The sequence below is a fragment of the Aliiroseovarius sp. F47248L genome (genome assembly GCF_023016085.1).
GTDB lineage: Bacteria > Pseudomonadota > Alphaproteobacteria > Rhodobacterales > Rhodobacteraceae > Aliiroseovarius.
The window spans coordinates 2654945-2677960 of record NZ_JALKBF010000001.1 but is presented as its reverse complement, the minus strand read 5'-3'; the positions used below and the strand labels follow the sequence as shown (position 1 = coordinate 2677960).

21 protein-coding genes are annotated in these 23016 nt (G+C 59.0%); 16 read left to right on the top strand and 5 right to left on the bottom strand.

Going from position 1 to position 23016, the window contains the following annotated elements; genetic code table 11:
• Positions 1–52 precede the first annotated feature (52 nt).
• The 4 genes from gltB (at position 53) to queG (ending at position 7193) form a co-directional block, all read left to right on the top strand.
• On the top strand, positions 53–4591 hold the full coding sequence (gltB, locus tag MWU51_RS13235; protein ID WP_247037812.1) for a glutamate synthase large subunit: 4539 nt from the start codon (positions 53–55) through the stop codon (positions 4589–4591).
• 107 nt (positions 4592–4698) lie between these two features.
• Positions 4699–5439, top strand: a complete 741-nt coding sequence (gene mtgA / locus MWU51_RS13230; protein ID WP_247037810.1) for a monofunctional biosynthetic peptidoglycan transglycosylase — start codon at positions 4699–4701, stop codon at positions 5437–5439.
• A gap of 54 nt (positions 5440–5493) precedes the next feature.
• Positions 5494–6159, top strand: a complete 666-nt coding sequence (locus MWU51_RS13225; protein ID WP_247037808.1) for a glutathione S-transferase family protein — start codon at positions 5494–5496, stop codon at positions 6157–6159.
• The gene (gene queG / locus MWU51_RS13220; protein WP_247037806.1) at positions 6156–7193 is read left to right on the top strand and encodes a tRNA epoxyqueuosine(34) reductase QueG; all 1038 of its coding nucleotides are present in this window, start codon (positions 6156–6158) and stop codon (positions 7191–7193) included. The genes MWU51_RS13225 and queG overlap by 4 nt, the downstream gene beginning before the upstream one ends.
• On the opposite strand, the gene MWU51_RS13215 is transcribed toward queG, so the two are convergent.
• Both MWU51_RS13215 and MWU51_RS13210 read right to left on the bottom strand, forming a co-directional pair.
• The gene (locus tag MWU51_RS13215; protein WP_247037804.1) at positions 7190–7630 is read right to left on the bottom strand and encodes a hypothetical protein; all 441 of its coding nucleotides are present in this window, start codon (positions 7628–7630) and stop codon (positions 7190–7192) included. The two genes, queG and MWU51_RS13215, sit on opposite strands and share 4 nt — an antisense overlap.
• 65 nt (positions 7631–7695) lie before the next feature.
• On the bottom strand, positions 7696–8562 hold the full coding sequence (locus MWU51_RS13210) for a branched-chain amino acid aminotransferase (protein WP_247037802.1): 867 nt from the start codon (positions 8560–8562) through the stop codon (positions 7696–7698).
• 177 nt (positions 8563–8739) lie between these two features.
• On the opposite strand from MWU51_RS13210, the gene MWU51_RS13205 reads away from it, so the two are divergent.
• From MWU51_RS13205 to dxs, 6 genes are read left to right on the top strand one after another with little or no spacing between them, the layout of a single operon-like run.
• Positions 8740–9246: a MarR family transcriptional regulator gene (locus tag MWU51_RS13205; RefSeq protein WP_247037801.1), complete on the top strand. Its 507-nt coding sequence runs from the start codon at positions 8740–8742 to the stop codon at positions 9244–9246.
• Positions 9239–9940 carry a response regulator gene (locus MWU51_RS13200; RefSeq protein ID WP_247037799.1) on the top strand — a complete coding sequence of 234 codons (702 nt, stop codon included), beginning with the start codon at positions 9239–9241 and terminating at the stop codon, positions 9938–9940. The genes MWU51_RS13205 and MWU51_RS13200 overlap by 8 nt, the downstream gene beginning before the upstream one ends.
• A gap of 57 nt (positions 9941–9997) precedes the next feature.
• Positions 9998–10933 carry a histone deacetylase family protein gene (locus tag MWU51_RS13195; RefSeq protein WP_247037797.1) on the top strand — a complete coding sequence of 312 codons (936 nt, stop codon included), beginning with the start codon at positions 9998–10000 and terminating at the stop codon, positions 10931–10933.
• A complete protein-coding gene (locus MWU51_RS13190) occupies positions 10930–11172 on the top strand; it encodes an exodeoxyribonuclease VII small subunit (RefSeq protein WP_247037795.1) in 243 nt (80 codons plus the stop codon). Before MWU51_RS13195 ends, MWU51_RS13190 begins: the two co-directional genes overlap by 4 nt.
• The gene (locus tag MWU51_RS13185; protein WP_247037793.1) at positions 11173–12027 is read left to right on the top strand and encodes a polyprenyl synthetase family protein; all 855 of its coding nucleotides are present in this window, start codon (positions 11173–11175) and stop codon (positions 12025–12027) included.
• A gap of 14 nt (positions 12028–12041) precedes the next feature.
• On the top strand, positions 12042–13970 hold the full coding sequence (gene dxs / locus MWU51_RS13180) for a 1-deoxy-D-xylulose-5-phosphate synthase (protein WP_247037791.1): 1929 nt from the start codon (positions 12042–12044) through the stop codon (positions 13968–13970).
• Here the strand turns inward: dxs and MWU51_RS13175 are convergent.
• Positions 13967–14800 carry an SDR family oxidoreductase gene (locus MWU51_RS13175; RefSeq protein ID WP_247037789.1) on the bottom strand — a complete coding sequence of 278 codons (834 nt, stop codon included), beginning with the start codon at positions 14798–14800 and terminating at the stop codon, positions 13967–13969. The genes dxs and MWU51_RS13175 overlap by 4 nt on opposite strands.
• A gap of 95 nt (positions 14801–14895) precedes the next feature.
• Here MWU51_RS13175 and ade point away from each other — a divergent pair, with 95 nt between their 5' ends.
• The 6 genes from ade to MWU51_RS13145 all read left to right on the top strand — a co-directional run bounded on the left by ade (position 14896) and on the right by MWU51_RS13145 (position 20766).
• Positions 14896–16701 (top strand): adenine deaminase, encoded by a 1806-nt coding sequence (ade, locus tag MWU51_RS13170; RefSeq protein WP_247037787.1) that lies wholly within the window; start codon positions 14896–14898, stop codon positions 16699–16701.
• A complete protein-coding gene (locus MWU51_RS13165; protein WP_247037785.1) occupies positions 16701–18185 on the top strand; it encodes an AMP nucleosidase in 1485 nt (494 codons plus the stop codon). Before ade ends, MWU51_RS13165 begins: the two co-directional genes overlap by 1 nt.
• A gap of 139 nt (positions 18186–18324) precedes the next feature.
• A complete protein-coding gene (locus MWU51_RS13160) occupies positions 18325–18612 on the top strand; it encodes an HU family DNA-binding protein (RefSeq protein ID WP_091427903.1) in 288 nt (95 codons plus the stop codon).
• 85 nt (positions 18613–18697) lie between these two features.
• Complete coding sequence (locus MWU51_RS13155) at positions 18698–19573, top strand: DMT family transporter (RefSeq protein ID WP_247037782.1); 876 nt, start codon at positions 18698–18700, stop codon at positions 19571–19573.
• Positions 19574–19630: 57 nt separating this feature from the next.
• Positions 19631–20344, top strand: coding sequence for a cytochrome c biogenesis CcdA family protein (locus MWU51_RS13150; RefSeq protein ID WP_247037780.1), 714 nt, complete (start codon positions 19631–19633; stop codon positions 20342–20344).
• Positions 20345–20358: 14 nt separating this feature from the next.
• Positions 20359–20766 (top strand): thioredoxin family protein, encoded by a 408-nt coding sequence (locus MWU51_RS13145; RefSeq protein WP_247037778.1) that lies wholly within the window; start codon positions 20359–20361, stop codon positions 20764–20766.
• Between the two features lie 67 nt (positions 20767–20833).
• On the opposite strand, the gene aroC is transcribed toward MWU51_RS13145, so the two are convergent.
• Positions 20834–21943: a chorismate synthase gene (aroC, locus tag MWU51_RS13140; RefSeq protein WP_247037776.1), complete on the bottom strand. Its 1110-nt coding sequence runs from the start codon at positions 21941–21943 to the stop codon at positions 20834–20836.
• A 63-nt stretch (positions 21944–22006) separates the two neighbouring features.
• On the bottom strand, positions 22007–22963 hold the full coding sequence (locus MWU51_RS13135) for a DMT family transporter (RefSeq protein WP_247037774.1): 957 nt from the start codon (positions 22961–22963) through the stop codon (positions 22007–22009).
• Positions 22964–23016: the final 53 nt, after the last annotated feature.

Below are 23016 nucleotides of genomic sequence, written 5' to 3'. Positions count from 1 at the left end.
TTTCGGGCCAGCCGGGTCAAAGCACCCCCGCCCGTCCGAGAGGAGAACCGAGATGACAAAGTATGATGCCGATTGGGCCCGCCACGAGGAAGCCAAACGCAAGTTTATGAGCGAGAACAGCCTTTATCGCGAAGAAGATGAGCACAGCTCGTGCGGTGTGGGTTTGGTTGTCTCGGTCGAAGGCAAAGCGTCGCGCGATGTGGTCGAAGCTGGGATCGCCGCGCTGAAGGCCATCTGGCACAGGGGCGCTGTCGATGCTGACGGCAAAACCGGTGACGGGGCAGGCATTCACATCCAGATCCCGGTGCCGTTCTTTTACGACCAGATTCGCCGCACAGGACACGAGCCGCATGAAGACCAGTTGATCGCGGTCGGTCAGGTGTTTCTGCCGCGCACGGATTTTGGCGCACAGGAAGCGTGCCGGACCATCGTGGAATCCGAAATTCTGCGCATGGGCTATCACATCTATGGCTGGCGCCATGTTCCCGTGGACATTACATGTCTGGGTGAAAAGGCCAACGCGACGCGGCCCGAGATTGAACAGATCATGATTTCGAACTCGAAAGGCGTTGATGAAGTCACGTTCGAGCGCGAACTCTACGTGATCCGCCGTCGGATCGAGAAAGCTGCCGCGTCCTCTCAGATCTATGGGCTATACATCGCGTCGCTGTCGTGCCGGTCGATCATTTATAAGGGTATGATGCTGGCCGAACAGGTTGCCGTTTTCTATCCTGACCTGATGGACGAGCGGTTCATCTCGACCTTCGCGATCTATCACCAGCGTTATTCGACGAACACGTTCCCGCAGTGGTGGTTGGCACAGCCTTTCCGCATGCTGGCCCATAACGGCGAGATCAATACGCTCAAGGGCAACCTGAACTGGATGAAAAGCCACGAGATCCGCATGGCGTCCAGCGCCTTTGGTGATTTGGCTGAAGACATCAAGCCGATCGTGCCGGGAGGGTCGTCAGACTCGGCCGCATTGGACGCGGTGTTCGAGGTTTTGGTGCGTGCGGGCCGCTCGGCCCCTATGGCGAAAACCATGCTGGTGCCGGAAAGCTGGTCAAAGCAGGCGGTTGAACTGCCCGAAGCGTGGAAGGACATGTATTCCTATTGCAACTCGGTGATGGAGCCATGGGACGGCCCTGCCGCCCTTGCCATGACCGATGGCCGCTGGGTCTGCGCCGGGCTTGACCGCAACGGGTTGCGCCCGATGCGTTATGTCGTGACGGGTGACGGGCTGGTGATTGCCGGGTCCGAAGCCGGAATGGTGCCGATTGACGAAGCTGGTGTCGTGGAAAAAGGCGCGTTGGGTCCGGGGCAGCTTCTGGCCGTCGATACGGTCGAAGGCAAGTTGTATCATGACACCGAGATCAAGGATCGTCTGTCTGCTTCGCTTCCGTTTGGTGAATGGGTCGGCAAAATTAATGATCTGGATGAAGAGTTTACCGGGGTTGATGAAATGCCAATCTATTCCGACGACGATCTGCGCCGCCGTCAATTGGCCGCCGGGTATACGTTGGAAGAGCTGGAACAGATTCTTGCGCCAATGGCCGAGGATGGCAAAGAAGCCCTTGCGTCGATGGGTGACGACACGCCGTCTGCCGTCCTGTCGACGAAGTACCGCCCGCTCAGCCATTTCTTCCGCCAAAACTTCAGCCAGGTGACGAACCCGCCCATCGACAGCTTGCGCGAATTCCGCGTGATGTCGTTGAAGACCCGGTTCGGCAACCTGAAAAACGTTTTGGATGAAAGTGGCACTCAGACTGAAATCATCGTTCTGGAAAGCCCATTCGTCGCAAACGAGCAGTTCAAGAAACTGACCGATGCGTTCAACGCCCAGATGGCCGAGATTGATTGCACCTTCCCAGCCAAGGGTGGCGACGGCGCGTTACGTGTTGCGTTGGACGACATTCGTGCCAAGGCCGAAGATGCGGTGCGTTCGGGTGCCGGACATATTGTTCTGACCGATCAGGGGCAGAACGAAGATCGCATCGCGATGCCGATGATCCTTGCAACCTCGGCCATTCATAGCTGGCTGGTGAAGAAGGGTCTGCGGACCTTCTGTTCGATCAATGTGCGGTCTGCGGAATGTCTTGATCCGCATTACTTCGCGGTTCTGGTAGGCTGTGGTGCGACCACGGTAAACGCCTATCTGGCCGAAGACAGCCTGGCTGATCGAATTGGGCGCGGCTTGCTGGATTGCTCGTTGACGGAAGCTGTGCGCCGGTATCGTGAAGCCATTGATCAGGGCTTGCTGAAGATTATGGCGAAGATGGGGATTTCTGTCATTTCGTCTTACCGTGGTGGACTGAACTTCGAGGCCGTGGGCCTGAGCCGTGCAATGGTGGCCGAGTTCTTCCCCGGCATGACCTCGCGGATTTCCGGCATCGGTGTGAACGGTATCCAGAAGAAGCTGGAAGAGGTGCATGCCGCAGGATTTGGCGGTGGCAAGCAGGTTCTGCCGGTGGGCGGGTTTTACAAGGCGCGCCGGTCGGGTGAAACGCATGCTTGGGAAGCGCAAACCATGCATCTGTTGCAGTCGGCGTGCGACCGTGCCTCGTTCCAGACGTGGAAGCAGTATTCGGCGCGGATGCGGGCAAACCCACCGATCCATCTACGCGATTTGCTGGACATCAAACCCTTGGGCAAGGAAGTGCCGATTGAAGAGGTCGAAAGCATCAACGCAATCCGCAAGCGGTTCGTGACGCCGGGCATGTCGCTTGGCGCGCTGAGCCCCGAGGCACACCGCACCCTGTCGATTGCCATGAACCGTATCGGAGCAAAGTCAGATAGCGGCGAAGGTGGCGAAAGCCCGGATGATTTCACGCCCGAGCCCAATGGTGACAACGCCTCGGCCAAGATCAAACAGGTGGCTTCCGGCCGGTTTGGTGTGACAGCTGAATACCTGCTGAACTGTGAAGAGCTTGAGATCAAGGTCGCCCAAGGTGCCAAACCCGGCGAGGGTGGCCAGTTGCCCGGCATGAAGGTTACGGACCTGATCGCCAAGCTGCGCCATTCGACCAAGGGGGTGACACTGATTTCACCGCCGCCGCACCACGACATTTATTCGATCGAGGATTTGGCGCAGCTGATCTATGACCTCAAACAGATCAATCCGCGCTGCAAGGTAACGGTGAAGTTGGTGGCCGCCTCGGGTGTGGGCACGATTGCCGCCGGTGTGGCGAAGGCAAAGGCTGATGTCATTCTGATTTCGGGTCACAATGGCGGCACGGGCGCGTCACCTTCGACGTCGATCAAGTTCGCGGGTCTGCCGTGGGAAATGGGTCTGACCGAAGCACACCAAGTGCTGGCGATGAACAACCTGCGTGACCGCGTGACATTGCGCACAGATGGCGGTCTGCGCACAGGACGTGACATTGTCATGGCCGCGATGATGGGGGCTGAGGAATACGGCATCGGTACCGCCGCCCTGATCGCCATGGGCTGCATCATGGTGCGTCAATGCCAGTCGAACACCTGTCCCGTTGGTGTCTGTACGCAGGACGACGACCTGCGGAAGAAATTCACCGGCAGCGCGGATAAGGTCGTCAACCTGATCACCTTCTATGCGCAGGAAGTGCGGGAAATCCTTGCCTCGATCGGCGCACGGTCGCTGGATGAGGTCATCGGGCGCGCGGACCTGCTGAGTCAGGTCAGCCGTGGATCGGCGCATCTGGATGATCTGGACCTGAACCCGCTTCTGCTGGTCGTCGATGGGGCGGACAAGATTGTCTATAACCGCAACCGCGACCGCAACGCGGTGCCTGATACGCTGGACGCCGAGATCGTGCGCGACGCCCATCGCTTCCTTGAAGATGGCGAGAAGATGCAGCTGTCATATACCGTGCAGAACACGCATCGGACGGTCGGCACGCGGATTTCCAGCCACATCGTGAAACGGTTCGGGATGCGCAACAGCCTGCAACCGGACCACTTGACGGTGAAGCTGCAAGGGTCTGCCGGTCAATCGCTGGGTGCGTTCGCGGCACCGGGTTTGAAAATCGAAGTATCCGGAGATGCCAACGACTATGTTGGCAAAGGCTTATCCGGTGGCACCGTTATCGTGCGTCCGCCGCTGACCAGCCCGCTTGTGGCCAAAGACAATACGATCATAGGCAACACAGTGCTGTACGGCGCAACGGACGGGTTCCTGTTCGCCGCCGGGCGCGCTGGCGAACGGTTCGCTGTGCGTAACTCTGGCGCGCATGTGGTGATCGAAGGCTGTGGGTCGAACGGGTGTGAATACATGACAGGCGGTGTCGCGGTGATCCTAGGGTCCATCGGGTCCAACTTCGGTGCAGGTATGACGGGTGGCATGGCCTATCTGTATGACCCGGACGGCGTTGCTCAGAAATACATGAACATGGAAAGCCTTGTGACCAACCCGGTCACGGTCGACCACTGGGAAGCGCAACTGAAATCCCTGATCGAACGTCACGCAGAAGAAACCCGTAGCCAGTTGGCGACGGAAATCCTGCGCCACTGGGATCTTGAGATCGGCAATTTCATTCAGGTCTGCCCGATCGAGATGCTGAACAAGCTTCCGGCACCGTTGAGCATGGAAGCCGACGCCATTCCAGCCCAGTAAACATCAAATCATAAAAAAACGCCCGCCTCACTGGCGGGCGTTCTCATATCGCGCCGCCCTCTATCACGTATCTTGACCGGGTCGGCGCATCATGGTCTGAAAGATACGTGGCACGAGCAGCAAAAAAGAAGCCAGCGGGCAAAAAGAAGGCGCCAAAGAAAAAGCGCATAAAGCTTCATCCAATCGAGTGGATTAGGCTGTGGATCAAACGTGTTGTTCTGGCCGTCCTTTGTTTTTTTGCGCTAGGCATCGTAGGCTATGCCTTCATCAACCCACCGACGACGCCACATATTATCAGTGAAAAGATGCGCCTGGGCTGGGCGGATCGCCAGTGGGTCGATCTGGACGAGGTCGCGCCGGTGATGGCTCGATCGGTCGTAGCCGCCGAGGATGCAAATTTTTGCCGCCACTGGGGGTTCGATATGCGCGCCATCCGGGCCGCTATCGATGATGGCGGGTCACGCGGGGCATCGACGCTGACGCAGCAAGTCGTCAAGAATGTGTACCTCTGGCACGGGCGGTCATGGCCACGCAAAGCGCTTGAGGCGGCGATTACACCTTTTGTCGAGCTGGTTTGGACCAAGCGTCGGATCATCGAGGTCTATTTGAACATCGCCGAGTTTGACGAGGGTGTGTTTGGTGTCGAGGCGGCTGCGCACCATTACTTTGGTGTTGGGCCGGATAAGCTGAGCGCCGTGCAAGCAGCGCGTCTGGCTGCCCTACTGCCCAATCCCAAGGAACGGTCAGCTTCGCGTCCATCAGCATTTGTGCGCAAACGGGCGCAATCCATTGTCGATGGAGCGGCTACGATCCGCGCGGATGGGCGTGCATCCTGTTTCGAGGATTGATCCCGTGACGCAAACGCGGCAATACGGACAAAAGAAAGATCACTGATACACACCATGAACCGTCTATTCCACGTCCCCCTGTCCCCGTTCTGCCGCAAGGTGCGCCTGTCACTGGCCGAAAAGAAGATCGAGGTGGAACTGGTCGAGGAGAAGTATTGGGAACGAAGCTCGGACTTTCTACGTCGTAACCCGGCGGGTAAAGTGCCGATCCTGAAGATGGATGGTCAGCTTTTAACTGAAAGCGCACCGATATGTGAATATATCGAAGAACGTCACCCAGACCCCGCGCTTCTACCCGCCGACCCGCAAGGCCGTTACGAGGTGCGCCGTTTGGTCAGTTGGTTTGACGACAAATTCCACAACGAAGTGACATCGAACCTTCTGTATGAACGGGTCAACAAGAAGGTAATGGGCGCTGGCTATCCAGAAAGTCGCAACATCAAGGCGGGCGCCAAGGCGATCAAATTCCACCTTGATTACATGGGTTGGTTGCTCGAGCAGCGCCGTTGGCTTGCAGGCAACACGATGACGTTGGCCGACTTTGCAGCGGCGGCGCATCTGTCGTCGCTGGATTACATCAGCGATGTCGATTGGAACCGGAACGAAAACGTTCGCGAATGGTACGCCAAGATCAAGTCGCGCCCGGCCTTCCGGTCGATTTTGGCTGACCAGATTCCCGGTTTCCCGCAGCCGCCACATTATGCGGATTTGGATTTTTGACCGCCGAGATCCGGCAGGCGATTATCGACAAGGCGCAGGAAGAGGGCTTTGCGCAGGCCGGGTTCTGCCGCCCCGACAGTGTTCCCCAGATTGCTGATCGTTTGGGCACCTATGTTGCCGAAGGGCGGCATGGCGATATGGGGTGGATGGGCGAACGGATGCACTGGCGCGGCAATCCTGCTGCGTTGTGGCCCGAGGCACGCACGGTGATCATGTTGGCCGAACCCTATACGCCAACGCATGACCCTATGAACGTGATAGGAATGCCCGACCGAGCAGCGATCAGCGTTTATGCGCAGAACAGGGACTACCACGACATCGTCAAAAAGCGTCTAAAGCGAGTCGGGCGTTGGATGATCGACAGCTTCGGCGGCGAGATTAAAGTTTTCGTCGATACCGCGCCGGTGATGGAAAAACCCCTGGCCGCAGCGGCAGGTCTGGGGTGGCAGGGTAAGCACACAAATCTTTTGTCACGCGAGCTGGGCAATTGGTTCTTTCTGGGGGCGATCTTTACGACGCTTGATCTGCCGACCGACGCACCGGCGCGCGAAAGCTGTGGGACGTGTACTGCCTGTCTGGAGGTTTGCCCGACTGACGCTTTCCCCGCCCCGTTTCAACTGGATGCGCGGCGCTGCATTTCCTATCTGACGATCGAGCACAAAGGACCGGTGGACGAACCGCTGCGCTCGCAACTGGGCAATCGTATCTATGGCTGCGACGATTGCCTTGCCGCCTGTCCGTGGAACAAATTCGCGGTTGAAGCATCCGAGATACGCTATGCCGCGCGTGCAGATCTGATTGCGCCCAAGCTGGCGGATCTGACTGGGTTCGATGACGCCGGGTTCCGGGCGCATTTTTCCGGTAGTCCGATCAAGCGCATCGGGTTGTCCAGGTTCCTGCGAAACGTGCTTTATGCCATCGGGAACTCTGGCGATCCAACGTTGGTGAGCCATGCACAGAAACATGTGAACAGTGTCGATCCGGTTGTGGCAGACGCCGCGCGGTGGGCGGTAGGGAAACTGTCCGGGGCCTAGCCGTCTGGTGGGGAGCCCTCCACCTTGTCGGTCAGCATGTGAAAGGCCGCAATTGCGGCATTCACCCCTTTGACAGCTCTGTCCTTTGGGAAAGGACCAATCCGCGAAGCGCCGACAACGAACAGGACCGTCGTGCCTGACCCCGCGCTATCGGTCACGACCACACGCAATTCGACCTGTTTCACGTCAAAGGCGCGCACCAAAGACTGTGCGAAATCCTTGCTGCGACCGGGCTCCTTCTGAGTGTTCCAATAAAGATGGGCGACCACTTCGGAAGACGTGGTTTCTTCGTGCTCGTTTAAAGCGGCCTTGGTGATGCCGAGCGGTCGCAAGGTTGGGTCTTGTGTATGGTGATACCACGCCAACGCCGCCACGCTGGGTAAGGCGATCACGCCGATGATCACCGCCAGCAATCTAACCCCGCGTCGCGCAAACATGCTCCGCCCCTATCCTGCGATATGGCCAGGATAGGGTGGGCAGGTTCACGAAGTGTTAATAAGCCTTAGCTGCGGACCAGCTTTTCATAAGCTTCTGAAATTTCGCGGGTCAGGGCACCGACTTCGAATTTGTGCTCGCCAATCTGCCCGACGGGGGTAACTTCTGCGGCCGATCCGGTTAGCCAGCATTGCTCAAACCCTTCCAATTCTTCCGGCATGATGTGGCGTTCATGCACGGTGATGCCCCGGGCTTGCAGCATCCCGATCACAGTTTGACGGGTCAGGCCATTCAGGATCGCATCGGGCAGCGGCGTATGAACTTCGCCATCCTTCACGAAAAAGACGTTGGCCCCGGTCGCCTCGGCCACATAGCCGCGATAATCCATGAACAGCGCGTCCGAGCAACCTTTGGCCTCGGCAGCGTGTTTGGACATGGTGCAAATCATGTAAAGACCAGCGGCCTTCGCGGCAGTCGGGATGGTTTCAGGCGATGGGCGTTTCCACTTCGCGATGTCGAGCTTGGCGCCCTGCATCTTGGCGTCGCCGTAATAATCGCCCCAAGCCCAGGCGGCCACGGCCATGCGCACCGGATTGCGCGCGGACGAGACACCCATGTCTTCGCCAGCTCCACGCCATGCGACAACGCGCACATAAGCGTTGGTCAGCCCATTGGCATCGACAACAGCCTGCTTTGCCGCTTCGATTTCATCGACAGAATAGGGGATGGGCATATCCATCATCTCGCCTGATTTCAGCAAACGTTCGGAGTGTTTTCGCGACAGGAAGATTTTGCCGTCATACAAGCGTTCGCCCTCAAAGACAGACGACGCATAATGCAGCGCGTGGCTAAGGATGTGGATGTTCGCATCACGCCATTCGACCAACTGGCCGTCCATCCAGATTTTGCCGTCACGGTCATCATATCCGCTCATATCCCAGTCCTTTCCAGTTCGTCGCCCGCAGGCTTGTTTGCGAAAGTTGCGCAAATTAAGTCCGGTCCGGATATAAAATTACGCAAAATCAGCATTTCGCTAACAATTGATTCTTGGAAAGTCAACAACACTGACATAAAACTAGACCCTGTAACATGAATTGTGATGAGGCCGGCAATGGCGGATACGCAGACACCGGGCGGACAGTCTCTGCTGTTCCTGACGGATGAACAGCTGCGCAAAGGGATCGAGGCGATGTTCTTCGCCTATCGCGGATTTACCGCAGACCCAGACCGTATTCTTGACGAATACCGACTGGGGCGGGCGCATCACCGGGCGCTTCACTTTATCAGCCGCGCACCGGGCACCACCGTAAACAACCTGTTGTCTATTCTGGGTGTGACCAAGCAATCGCTCAATCGTGTGTTGCGCACTTTGATTGATGACGGGTTGGTCGAAAGCCGTGTGGGCACGCGTGACAAACGTGAACGACATCTGTTCCTCACTGAAAGAGGTGCTGCGTTAGAGCAGGAATTGTCCACCGCACAGCGCGAGCGTATGCGGCAGGCGTATCGCGAAGCAGGGCCGGAAGCGGTGCAGGGCTTTCGTACCGTGTTGGAGGCAATGATGGACCCTGAATTGCGACATCATTTTAACCGGGCCAAGGATAGCAGCGATGAGTGACTTGACCGAAGCGCATCTGTTGATCGTCGACGACGACGAACGCATTCGCAGACTGCTGCAGAAATATTTGATCCGACAGGGGTTTTGGGTCAGCGCTGCGCGGGACGCCGCCCACGCACGACGTTTGCTTGAAGGGCTGGATTTCGATCTGATCGTTATGGATGTCATGATGCCGGGTGAGGATGGGATCAACCTGACCCGGTCCCTGCGCGAGAGCCTTACGACACCAATTCTGCTGCTAACTGCCAAAGGCGACACTGAGGATCGGATCAAAGGGCTGGAAGCCGGTGCCGATGATTATCTGGCGAAACCTTTTGAGCCGAAAGAACTGCTGCTCAGGATCAACGCCATCCTGCGTCGAATGCCCGTCGTGGCGGATGAAGTGATGCCAAAGGTTTTGAATCTGGGCGACAAACATTATGACACGGAACGCGGTGAGCTTTGGTGCGGCGAAGATCTGGTGCGTCTGACAGCGACCGAGGCGCAGTTGATGCGAATCTTCTCGGCGACGCCCGGTGATGCGGTCAGTCGGACATCACTGGTTGAACAACTCGGGCGCGATCAGGGGCAAGCGCAAGAACGGGCAGTGGATGTGCAGATCACGCGATTGCGGCGTAAGTTGGAATCCGACCCCAAGCAGCCCCGCTATCTGCAAACGGTGCGTGGGGCGGGGTATATGCTGGCACCAGATTGATCGTCGCTGGGCGCACATCGTCTTGTTGATCGGATCAGATTGGCCTAGCGTCGCGCCATGACAACTCTGCTTTACACTCATCCCGTTTGCCACGAGCACGTGACACCGCCGGGTCACCCCGAACAGGTTGCACGGCTGGACGCGATCGAATCCGCACTGTCCGCGCCCGAGTTTACCGCGCTTGATCGGCGCGCCGCCCCAATGGGCACTTTGGATCACGTGCGCCTTGGGCATTCGCGGCGGTATTTTGAAAAGCTCGATGACGCGGCACCGGTCGAAGGTTGGACGCAACTGGATGGTGACACCTTCATGGCGCCCGGCTCGTTGGAGGCTGCTTTGCGCGCAATCGGAGCGAGTGTGGCTGCAATAGACACTGTTCTGACCGGTGAAGCACAGAATGCCTTTGTCGCCTGCCGTCCGCCCGGCCACCATGCCGAAAAGGCAACCCCGATGGGTTTTTGCCTGTTTTCGACCGTGGCCATCGCAGCGCGCTATGCGGCGGAACATCATGGGCTTGACCGGATCGCCGTTCTGGATTTCGACGTGCATCACGGGAACGGCACGCAGGACGTGTTGTGGCATGAATCGCGGGTGCGGTTCGTGTCGTCGCACCAGATGCCGCTTTATCCCGGTTCGGGTGGGTTGCACCAGAAGGGCGCGTTCGGGCAGATCATCAACATGCCCTTGGAAGAGGCGACCGGCGGCGAGGTCATGCAAGAGGCCTGGGAGAAAGCATTTTCCGCTGTGTTAGAGCCTTATGAGCCGCAATTGGTGCTTGTTTCGGCAGGCTTCGACGCCCACCGCCGCGACCCTTTGGCGGGGCTTCAATGGGAAACCGACGACTTCGCGTGGCTGGCCCACCGGATTTGTGATTTGGCCGATAAATGCTGCGATGGCCGGGTGGTATCGTCGCTTGAGGGCGGTTATGATCTTCAGGCCCTTGGCGACAGTGTCGGGGCCTATGTAAACGTGATGATGGAGCGAGGCGCATGAGCGACAAACCAGTAGCCGAAATGAGTTTCGAAGAGGCGATGGGCGCACTTGAAGCCGTTGTCGGTCAGTTGGAACGTGGAGACGTTGCACTGGAGGATTCGATCAAGCTCTATGAACGTGGGGCCGAGTTGAAGGCGCGGTGCGAGAAGAAGCTCAAGGAAGCTGAAGAAAAGGTCGCCGCCATCACGCTGGACCCCAACGGAACGCCCACGGGCGCGACGCCGGTCGAAGGTCTGTAAATGTTTCAGCAAAGGCTGACGGAAACCAGCGGACTGGCGCGGGCTTGTCTGCATGGTGCGATTTGTGATGACGGCGCGCTGGCCGATGCGATGCGCTATGCAACGTCAGGCGGCAAAGGGATGCGTGGGTTTCTGGTGATGGAAAGCGCGCGGCTGCACGGAGTTGATGATGCGCGGTCGGTCTGGCCGGCTGCTGCAATAGAGTCTGTTCATGCCTATTCGCTTGTCCATGACGACCTCCCCTGCATGGATGATGACGACCTGCGCCGTGGTTTGCCCTCCGTGCACCGGAAATGGGACGAAGCGACAGCAGTGCTGGTTGGGGATGCGTTGCAGACCCTCGCGTTCGAGTTGCTGACCAAAGACGTTGTCGGCGCGGCGCGGGTGCCCCTGATTGCCGCGCTGGCGCAGGCTTCAGGCCAGGTTGGCATGGTGCATGGGCAGGCTCTGGACATAGCCGCAGAAACAGCGGCAACGCCGTTGGGTTTGGATGAGATCATCACGCTTCAAGCGGGAAAGACAGGCGCGTTGATCCGTTGGTCAGCCGAAGCGGGTGCACTGTTGGGCGGGGCTGATCCCGAGCCATTGCGCGACTATGCGACGGCCTTGGGCTTAGCGTTTCAGATCGCCGATGACATTCTGGATGTTGAAGGTGATGCGAATGCCGTGGGAAAAGCCGTCGGCAAGGATGCCGATGCTGGCAAGGCGACTTTTGTATCCTTGCTGGGATTGAATGCGGCGAAAACCCGCGCAGCCGAACTTGTCGATCAAGCCTGTGACGCGTTGGCCCCCTATGGTCAGGATGCCGAAACCTTGCGGGAGGCCGCCCGTTTCGTTATCCAGCGCGACAGATAGGCAGCGGGGCGCAGATGGCCGATATACCCACGACACCCATTCTTGATCGCGTGACGGTTCCGGCCGACATGAAATCTTTGACTGACTCCGAACTGTATGCGCTGGCGAAAGAGGTGCGGGCCGAGACGATTTCTGCCGTGTCGGAAACTGGCGGTCATTTGGGTGCCGGGCTTGGTGTGGTCGAGCTGACCGTCGCGCTACATGCGGTTTTTGATACGCCACGCGATCGGATCATCTGGGACGTGGGCCACCAATGTTATCCGCACAAGATTTTGACGGGTCGCCGCGACCGCATTCGCACCTTGCGTTGCGAAGGTGGGTTGTCGGGCTTCACCAAACGCGCGGAAAGCCCGTTTGACCCCTTCGGGGCGGGGCACAGCTCGACCTCGATCTCGGCGGCGCTGGGCTTTGCGGTGGCGCGCGACTTGGGCGGCGCGCCTGAGCATGGCATCGGGGATGCGGTGGCCGTGATCGGTGATGGCTCCATGTCTGCCGGCATGGCGTTCGAGGCGATGAACAACGCGGGCCACCTTGGCCGCCGTCTGTTCGTCATTCTGAACGACAACGAGATGTCGATTGCCCCCCCGGTCGGGGCGATGTCGAATTACCTCAGCCGCCTTTACGCGGGTGAGCCGTTTCAAGAGCTGAAAGCCGCTGCGAAGGGCGCAGTCAGCCTGCTGCCGGAACCCTTCCAGGAAGGCGCGCGCCGGGCGAAAGAGATGGTCAAATCCATGACCGTCGGCGGCACCTTGTTCGAAGAGTTGGGCTTTTCCTATGTTGGCCCCATCGACGGGCATGACATGGAAACCTTGCTTCCGATCCTGCGGACCGTCCATGACCGCGCCACCGGACCGATGCTGATCCATGTGATCACCAAGAAGGGCAAGGGCTACGGCCCCGCCGAAGCCGCGCGCGATCGTGGTCACGCAACTGCGAAGTTTGACGTGGCAAGTGGCAAACAGTACAAGGCGCCGTCCAACGCGCCCAGCTATACCTCAGTCTTTGGCAAGGCGCTGGTCGATCTGGCGGGCAGGGATGACAAGGTCTGCGCGGTGACGGCGGCGATGCCGGATGGCACCGGGCTGAACCTGATGGCCGAACGCTATCCGTCGCGGTGTTTCGACGTGGGCATTGCCGAACAGCACGGCGTGACGTTCTCGGCTGCACTGGCGGCGGGTGGGATGAAGCCGTTTTGCGCGATGTATTCGACCTTTTTGCAGCGTGGCTATGACCAGGTTGTTCATGACGTGGCCGTGCAGCGCCTGCCGGTGCGCTTCGCCATCGACCGCGCTGGGCTGGTTGGGGCCGATGGTGCGACCCATGCGGGTGCATATGACATTGCATTCATGTCTAACCTGCCCGGAATGGTTGTCATGGCCGCTGCCGACGAGGCCGAGTTGATGCACATGGTTGCCACCGCCCATTCGATTTATGACGGCCCGTGCGCCTTCCGTTATCCGCGTGGCGAGGGGGTCGGCGTTGAATTGCCGGAGCGGGGTGAGGTGCTTGAGATCGGCAAGGGTCGAATGATCCGCGACGGGTCGCGGGTGGCGATCCTGTCATTCGGCACACGCCTGTCAGAGGTCGAGAAAGCAGCCGAAGCCCTGACCGCGCGCGGGATCAGCCCGACGATTGCCGACGCCCGCTTTGCCAAGCCGCTCGACCGCGATCTGATCCTGAAACTGGCCGCCGATCACGAGGCACTGATCACCATCGAGGAAGGCGCGATCGGCGGTTTCGGCAGCCATGTTGCGCAGCTTTTGGCCGATGAGGGCGTGTTTGATGCAGGGCTGAAATTCCGGTCGATGGTTCTGCCGGATACCTTCATCGACCACGCCTCGCCCGCGCGGATGTATGAAGAGGCAGGTCTGTCCGCCAAGCATATCGAAGCGAAGGTGCTGGACGTGCTGGGCATCGCGCAAATCGGCGAAAAGCGGGCCTAACCCTCGGCTTTCAGCAGCGCCGCCAACCCGTCCTGATAGGTCGGATAGAGCAGTTTCACCCCTAACTCGTCCTTGATCCGGTCATTGCGCACCCGTTTGCTTTCGGCATAGAAGCTGCGCGCCATCGGGGTCATCTCGGCGGTGTCGAAATCCTCGGCAGGCGGGTGGGGCAGGCCCAGCAGGTCGGCGGCGTGGGCCAGCACGTCTTCGGGCGGGGCGGCGTTGTCGTCACAGACGTTGTAAATGCGGCCGGGATCTGGACGGGCGATAGACGCCGCCAGAACCTGCGCGATGTCATCGACATGGATGCGAGAGAACACCTGGTTCTTTTTGATGATCCGTCGCGCAGTACCGCGCCGCACCTTGGCGAATGGCCCGCGACCGGGGCCATAGATGCCTGCAAGCCGGAAGATGTGAAGGGGCAGCCCGGCATCAGTGGCAAGCGCTTGCCAAGCGGCTTCGGCTTCCACCCGTTGTTGACCGCGTTTGGTGGACGGGGCAAGGGGTGTTTCTTCGTCCACCCATCCCCCTTGATGGTCACCGTAAACGCCCGTGGTGGACAAATAGCCCACCCATCGAAGCTGGGGTGCGATGCGGGAGATATCGTCTCTAACCTGCCGTAAAACCGGGTCCCCGTCCGCATCCGGTCCGGCCGAGATCAGCAGATGCGTGGTTTTCGACAGGGGTGCGGTGATGTTGGTGCCCGGCCATTTGATCACACCGTCGCCAGCCTCGCGCGAGGTGCCGATGATGGTGAACTCGTCGCCCAACAGGCGTGCCAGCGCGCGTGCCGAGTATCCGAACCCGAAGATAAAAAGCGTCTTGTCCATGCGCGCAGTATCGCCGCGCAGACGGGATTGAAAAGCGCAAAATTTGATGCGGCTTTTGGGGTTGCACCAACATGGGAAACTGAAACAATGCGTTGATGGAACAGATAGCTATCAAACCGTGGTCCGACTGCGCCGCCCGCCTTGTCGCGGTGGCTGCCGGCCGTGAACCTGCCGATCTGGTGATCCGGGGCGGGCGTGTCGTAAACGTTCACAGCGGCGAGGTGCTGGACGACTGGCAGGTCGCCATTGCGGATGGGCGCTTTGCCTATGTCGGGCCGGATGCCAGCCACTGCATTGGTGACGGGACCGAAGTGATCGAGGCGGAGGGCCAATACCTGATCCCCGGCCTGTGTGACGCGCATATGCATATCGAAAGCGGCATGCTGACACCTGCCGAGTTCGCCCGCGCCGTGATCCCGCACGGCACCACGAGCATGTTCACCGACCCGCATGAGATCGCGAACGTGATGGGGCTTGAGGGGGTAAAGCTGATGCATGATGAGGCTCTGATGCAGCCCGTCAACATCTTTACCCAAATGCCCTCCTGCGCGCCGTCTGCGCCTGGGTTGGAGACGACCGGCTACGAAATCACGCCCGACGATGTGGCCGAGGCGATGGAATGGCCGGGCATCATCGGGCTGGGTGAGATGATGAACTTCCCCGGTGTGGTGAATGGCGACGCCAAGATGCTGGCCGAGATTGCAGTAACACAGAACGCGGGCAAAACCGTGGGTGGGCATTATGCCAGCCCGGATCTTGGCCCGGCCTTCCATGCCTATGCGGCGGGTGGCCCCGCTGATGATCACGAAGGCACTTGCGAGGCGGACGCCATTGCGCGCGTGCGGCAGGGGATGCGGTCGATGATGCGGCTGGGGTCGGCTTGGTATGACGTTGAAACCCAGATCACGGCGATCACGGAAAAGGGACTGGACCCGCGCAGTTTCATCCTTTGCACGGATGATTGCCACTCGGGCACTTTGGTCAATGAGGGCCACATGAATCGCGTCGTACGCCACGCGATTTCCTGTGGTTGTGATCCGCTCATCGCATTGCAATTGGCGACGATCAACACGGCCACGCATTTCGGGCTAGAGCGTGAATTAGGCTCTATTGCACCCGGAAGGCGGGCGGATGTGATCCTGACCGATGATCTGACCACCCTGCCGATCAACCGGGTGATCGCGCGCGGCGTGACAGTGGCCGAGGGCGGAGAGGTCACCGTCGAATGCCCGCATCTGGACTGGCCCGAATACGCGCGCAAGACCGTGCATCTGGGCCGCGTGCTTGAAGCCGTGGATTTTGAGATTACGGCCCCCGAGGGCGCCAATTCGGTCCGCGCCAAAGTGATCGGGGTGGTCGAGAACCAGGCCCCGACCAAGGCGCTCACTCGCGACCTGGGTGTGATCGACGGGTTGGTGGAAACCGACGAGTCGCACGACGTTTGCCAGATTGCCCTGGTCGAACGGCACCGCGCGACGGGCGAGGTGGTGAATGGTCTGGTGTCGGGCTTTGGATACAAGGGGCAGATGGCCATCGCTTCGACCGTGGCGCATGACAGCCACCACATGATTGTCGTCGGCACCAGCCGCGAGGATATGGCGTTGGCCGCGAACCGTCTGGGCGAGGTGGGCGGGGGTGTCACGGTGTTCAGGGACGGGGAAGAACTGGCCTTGATTGAGCTTCCCGTTGCGGGCCTGATGTCGGATGCCCCTGCGCACGAGGTCGCCGCGAAAGCTGATGCGATGGTGGCTGCGATGGACCAATGTGGTTGTTCGCTGAACAATGCCTATATGCAGCATTCATTACTGGCACTTGTCGTCATCCCTGAGTTACGTATTTCTGATCTGGGACTTGTTGACGTCACCCGATTTGAACTGACCAATTTGATTGAGGATCATTGATGCTGTCGAACGGAAACTCCATCCCGGTGATCACGCCTCCGCATGGTGCACATGAGACGTTTACGGAAGCCAAGGCGGCCGTTCAGCGTTTGAAGGAGTTATATGCAGACGCCTGCGCCTTTCTTTGCGAAACCTTCGAACAATCCGTGTCCGGCGATCAGCCCGACACGCGCTATCGTGCCTTCTATCCCCAAATCAGCTTGACCACGACCAGCCATGCGAAGATCGACACGCGGCTGAGTTTTGGTCACGTGTCAGCGCCGGGTACCTACAGCACAACAATCACGCGCCCCGATCTGTTTGAAAGCTACTTGACGCAGCAGGTGTCATTGCTGCTTGAACATCACGGTGTACCTGTTCAGGTGGGTTGGTCCAACACGCCTATTCCCGTACACTTCGCTGTGGCCAACGATCCAAACATAACTGTGCCACAGGAAGGCGCGATGAGCTTTCCGTTGCGCGATGTCTTTGATGTGCCGGACTTGTCCAGCACCAACGACGATATCGTCAACGGAGTCGCCCAAGTGGGCGAGGATGGGGCTTCGCCGCTGGCGCCGTTCACGGCGCAACGAGTGGATTACTCGTTGGCCCGGCTGTCCCACTACACCGCCACCAAGCCTGAGGATTTTCAGAACCACGTTCTGTTCACAAACTACCAGTTCTATGTCGAGGAATTTGAAGCCTATGCCCGTCAGATGCTGGCTGATCCTGAAAGCGGCTACACGTCTTTCGTCGGACCGGGATATCAGAGCATCACGGCCCCGGACGAAGAGATGCCAGCGCCAGAGAAACTGCCGCAAATGCCGTCATATCACCTGAAACGCGCAGATGGGTCAGGTGTTACTTTGGTGAATATCGGTGTTGGTCCGTCTAATGCGAAAACCGCGACTGACCATATTGCCGTTCTACGACCCCATGCATGGTTGATGGTTGGTCATTGTGCCGGCTTGCGCAACAGCCAGCGTCTGGGTGATTTCGTTCTGGCCCATGCTTATCTGCGCGAGGATAAGGTGCTTGACGATGACCTGCCGATCTGGGTGCCGATTCCACCTTTGGCGGAAATCCAGATTGCACTGGAACAAGCCGTGGCCAAAGTTACCGAACTGGAGGGGTATGACCTGAAGCAGATCATGCGCACCGGCACGGTGGCCTCGCTGGACAATCGAAATTGGGAATTGCGCGATCAATCAGGGCCGGTGCAACGACTTAGTCAGTCGCGCGCCATTGCGTTGGACATGGAAAGCGCGACCATCGCCGCAAACGGTTTCCGCTTCCGCGTGCCCTATGGCACCCTTCTATGCGTGTCCGATAAACCGTTGCATGGAGAGCTGAAGTTGCCTGGCATGGCATCGGATTTTTACAAGTCACAGGTGGCGCGTCACCTGCTGATTGGCATCCAAGCCATGGAGACCCTGCGCGAGATGCCGATCGAGCGAATCCACAGTCGGAAGCTCAGAAGTTTCGAAGAGACAGCTTTCCTTTAGGGAAAGAAGCGCGATTTCGGGCAAAAAACCGCTATTTATTGGGGAAATACGCACAACAAATCGTTGTGTCCCCCCGCTACATACAGTTAAATGCGGCCAATGAAGCCCAATCAATGGGTAAATGTGAGGAGTGTATTATATGTCGAAACCTATGACGAAGACCCAACTGGTCGCTGCCTTGGCCGAAGAAATGGGCTCGGACAAGAAATCGGCGTCGAGCGCGCTGGACGGTATCATCAACATCATCACCAAAGAAGTTTCTGGTGGTGGCGCTGTGACCCTTCCGGGTGTTGGCAAGATTTACTGCCGCGAGCGTCCCGCACGCATGGTGCGCAACCCCGCCACCGGCGAGCAGATCCACAAAGATGCTGACAAGGTCGTGAAGATGACCATTGCGAAGGCTCTGAAAGACAGCGTGAACGGCTGATCTTGGTGCCTTCGGGGCTTGTCCCCGGACACGAATTCGGAAAGGGTCGCCCAAGTGGCGGCCCTTTTTTTTTGCCGGAGGTGACATGGATCTGCGCGCAATCTTTATGGGGCTTGCCTTTGCCCTGATGTGGAGTTCGGCCTTCACGTCTGCCCGCATCATCGTGGCGGATGCTCCGCCGCTGTTCTCATTGGCGCTGCGGTTCCTGATATCCGGGCTTCTGGGGGTGATCATCGCACGCGCTCTTGGGCAAAGCTGGAAACTGACGCGCAACCAATGGCGGGCGGTGATTATTTTTGGGGTTTGCCAAAACGCGCTTTATTTGGGTCTGAATTTTGTTGCCATGCAATGGATTGAGGCCGGCCTTGCCTCGATTATCGCCTCTACCATGCCCTTGATGGTGGCGCTGGCGGGGTGGGCGCTGCTCGGCGACCGGATGCGCCCGTTGGCGATGATTGGCCTTTTGGCCGGTATCGTTGGTGTTGCGCTGATCATGGGGTCGCGGCTGTCCGGTGGTGTTGATGTGACCGGCGTGGTGCTGTGTTTCATTGCAGCCGCCGCATTGACTGCCGCCACGTTGGCAGTGCGTACGGCCTCATCCGGGGGTAACTTAATGATGATCGTTGGATTGCAGATGTTTGTTGGGTCCGCTGTGTTGGCTGTGGTTGCACTTTTTTTAGAAAGCCCCAGCTTTGAGCCCAGCCTGCGCCTTGGCCTTGCGTTCAGCTACACTGTCCTTGTGCCCGGTGTTCTGGCCACATGGGTCTGGTTCGCGCTGGTGGGTCGGATCGGAGCCGTGAAGGCGGCCACTTTCCACTTTCTCAACCCGTTCTTCGGCGTTGCCATCGCGTGGCTTTTGCTTGGCGAGGCACTGACCGCCACCGATTTTATCGGCGTCGCCATCATCACCTTTGGCATCCTCGCCGTACAGTTGGCGAAACAAAATCCCACACAGACGTGAAGCCGCGCGGGGCCATCGTGAGATGACATTTACGCCCATTTCCGTAGGCTTTGTGCCATGGAGATTGTGTTGGCATACCTTGCTGGTCTTCTGACCCTGATCAACCCCTGCGTCTTGCCGGTGTTGCCCATTGTGCTTGCCACGGCCCTGCAAGCCAGCCGCTATGGTCCGATTGCTGTCGCCGCTGGGATGAGCTTGTCTTTTGTCATGCTGGGCCTGCTGGTCACCGTCGTCGGCTATTCGGTTGGCCTGACCGAAGACATGATCGCGCAAGCTGGGGCAGTTCTGATGATCGGCTTTGGGCTGATCCTTATGACGCCCGCTCTGTCCGCGCGGTTTGCCGCAACGACGGCAGGGATGTCGTCCCATGCGGACACCAGTCTTGATGATTTCGATCAGGCCAGCCTTGCAGGGCAGTTCATGGGCGGCGTTCTGCTGGGCGCGGTCTGGAGCCCGTGTATCGGCCCCACACTAGGGGGTGCGATCTCTCTCGCGTCACAGGGTAAAAGCATACCTTGGGCGGCCGTGATCATGGTGGCTTTCGCGCTGGGCGTGTCGACCATCATTCTGACGCTTGGATACGGGGCGCGGGCGGCCATCCTGCGCCGTCAAGCACTGATGCGCCACATTGCCAATAAGTCGCGCCCGATCATGGGCGCCATCTTCCTTCTGGTCGGCCTCGCTATCCTGTCCAAGTTCCACCATGTCCTTGAGGCTTGGGCGGTTCGAAATCTGCCTGCCTGGCTCAACGACCTCTCAGTTTCCCTTTGAAAGGAGCACCTTATATGAAACGTCGTCAATTCCTGACCCTGACCGCTGCTGCCTCGTTTGCCCCTTGGGCCGCGCAGGCCACGGCAGACTATTCCCCCGGCCTTGTCACGAAGGCGTTAGACAAGGGCGAAACCGTCTTTTTGGATTTCAAAGCTAGTTGGTGCAGCACCTGTGCGGCGCAAGAACGGGTTATCAATGCCCTGAAAGCCGAAAATCCGGCTTATGAAAGCAGCATAACCTTCATCGATGTTGATTGGGACCTGCATCGCAAATCCAAACTGACTAAATCGCTGCGAATCCCGCGTCGATCAACTTTGGTCGTTCTGAAAGGCGATCAGGAACTTGGCCGGATCGTTGCCGGAACATCCAAATCCGACATCAAGGCGCTGATGGATACGGCACTGACTGCGGCAACCACCTGACGCTTCTCTTGGCCCGAAATATCCCCGCCGGAGGCCTCTTATCTGCCGTGCGTAGTACGGCCATCGGTCATCCGATCTTGCCGCGCACACCTTCGCCCATCTGGGCGCGATGCAGCATGACGTGATCAAGGATGACACAGGCCGCCATCGCCTCGCCCACGGGCACGGCGCGGATGCCCACACAGGGGTCGTGGCGGCCCTTGGTGACGACCTCGATGGGTTCACCAGTTTTGGTGATCGACTGGCGCGGCGTCAGGATTGAGCTGGTAGGTTTCACAGCGAACCGAACCACGATATCCTGCCCGGACGAGATGCCACCAAGAATGCCGCCAGCGTGGTTGGACGAGAATACAGGCTGGCCGTCGTTCCCGCGGAAAATCTCGTCCGCATTTTCGGTGCCTTTCAGTCCTGCCGCCGCCATGCCTTCACCAATCTCGACACCTTTCACGGCGTTGATCGACATCATCGCGGCGGCCAGGTCAGTGTCTAACTTGGCATAGATCGGGGCGCCCAGTCCCGCGGGTGCACCGCGCACCACGACCTCAACCGCCGCACCTACGCTGTTGTTTTCCTTGGTGCGCAGGTGTTGCAGATAGTCTTCCCATTCCTGCACAGCCGTGTTGTCCGGCAGCCAGAACGGGTTTTGGTCAATCGCATCCCAGTCGAATTTGTCGCGGTCAAGATGAAGCGCACCCATCTGGGTCATGTAACCCTTGATCTGAAGCCCCGGCACCAACGCCTTCAGCACCTCACGCGCCACGCCACCAGCGGCCACACGGGCTGCCGTTTCGCGGGCGGACGAGCGTCCACCCCCCCGCGGGTCGCGGATGCCGTATTTCTGCCAATAGGTGATGTCGGCGTGACCGGGGCGGAACGTCTTTTCGATCTCGCCATAGTCTTTCGAGCGCTGGTCGGTGTTTTCGATCATCAACTGGATCGGCGTGCCGGTCGTTTTGCCCTCGTACACACCTGACAGGATGCGCACCTGATCTGGTTCGTTGCGCTGGGTTGTGTGCTTGTTCTGGCCCGGGCGGCGCTTGTCCAGCCAGACCTGGATCATTTCAGGTTCCAGCGGTACGCCGGGGGGGCAGCCGTCAACGGTCGCGCCAAGGGCGGGCCCGTGGCTTTCGCCCCATGTGGTGACGCGGAAGATATGACCGAAACTGTTTATCGACATACGCAAGCTCCTTCGTTGTCAGGGTGATAGCGAAGGCGCGCGCGAAAGGGAAGCGCGGGCGCGTCAGCTTTGCGGTCGACGGTGCTTTGGCTTCGGGCTTGGGCCAGCGTCATAGCGCGGGTTGGGATCGCGCAGGATCGGATTGCGCATAGACACCGCCGGACGGCTTTCGCGCCACACGATGAAGATGCCCGAGGCGATGATGATCGATGCACCCACGCCTACCCACAGATCGGGAAGTTCATCAAAGAACAGCGCACCAAACAGGGTTGCCCACAGGATCTGGCTGTATTGGCTGGGGGCCACCACCGCGGCGGGAGCGGCGCGATAGGCGGCGATGATCAGCACCTGTGCGCCCACGGACAACACGCCCAGGCTTGCGAACATACCCAGTTGGGTCACTTCCATGGGACGATAGACGAAAGGCAGAATAACAGCCATGAACAGGATCGAGGACAGCATGGGATACAGGATCATCACCGCAGTCCGCTCTTCCCCGCCAATCCTGCGCATGATGACGGAGCCAAAGCTCGAGCAGAACGCGGCGATCAGGGCGCACACATGACCGAATGATATCTGCGTGACGCCGGGTCGAAGCACGATCAGAACGCCAATCAGGCCGACGATGACCGCAGCCCACCGCTGCGTGCGCACCGTTTCACCCAGCACCAGCGCGGACATCGCGGTGATCAACAAAGGGGTGGCGAACAGTAGGGCATAGACCTCGGCCAATGGCAGGACGGTGAAGGCGTAGAAGGCGGTGGACATGGCCAGAACCGACGTGGCCGATCGCAGAAGGATCAACCACGGATGGTTGGGGCGGAAATTGTCGACCTGCCGATCTGCCAGCATCAGGACGGACATCGGCACAAAAGCAAACAGCATCGCGAAAAAGATGATCTGGAATACCGAGAAATTCACTCCAAGCGCCTTAATCACGGCATCATGCGTCGCAAAAACGGCGAAGGCGGCGAAGGCAAAGCCCAGCCCCCGGACGGGTGATTGTAGTGCATCCGACATGAATGGCTCCGGTCTGGCGGGTGTTAGCGTTCACATCGCCGATCAGGGCTGGT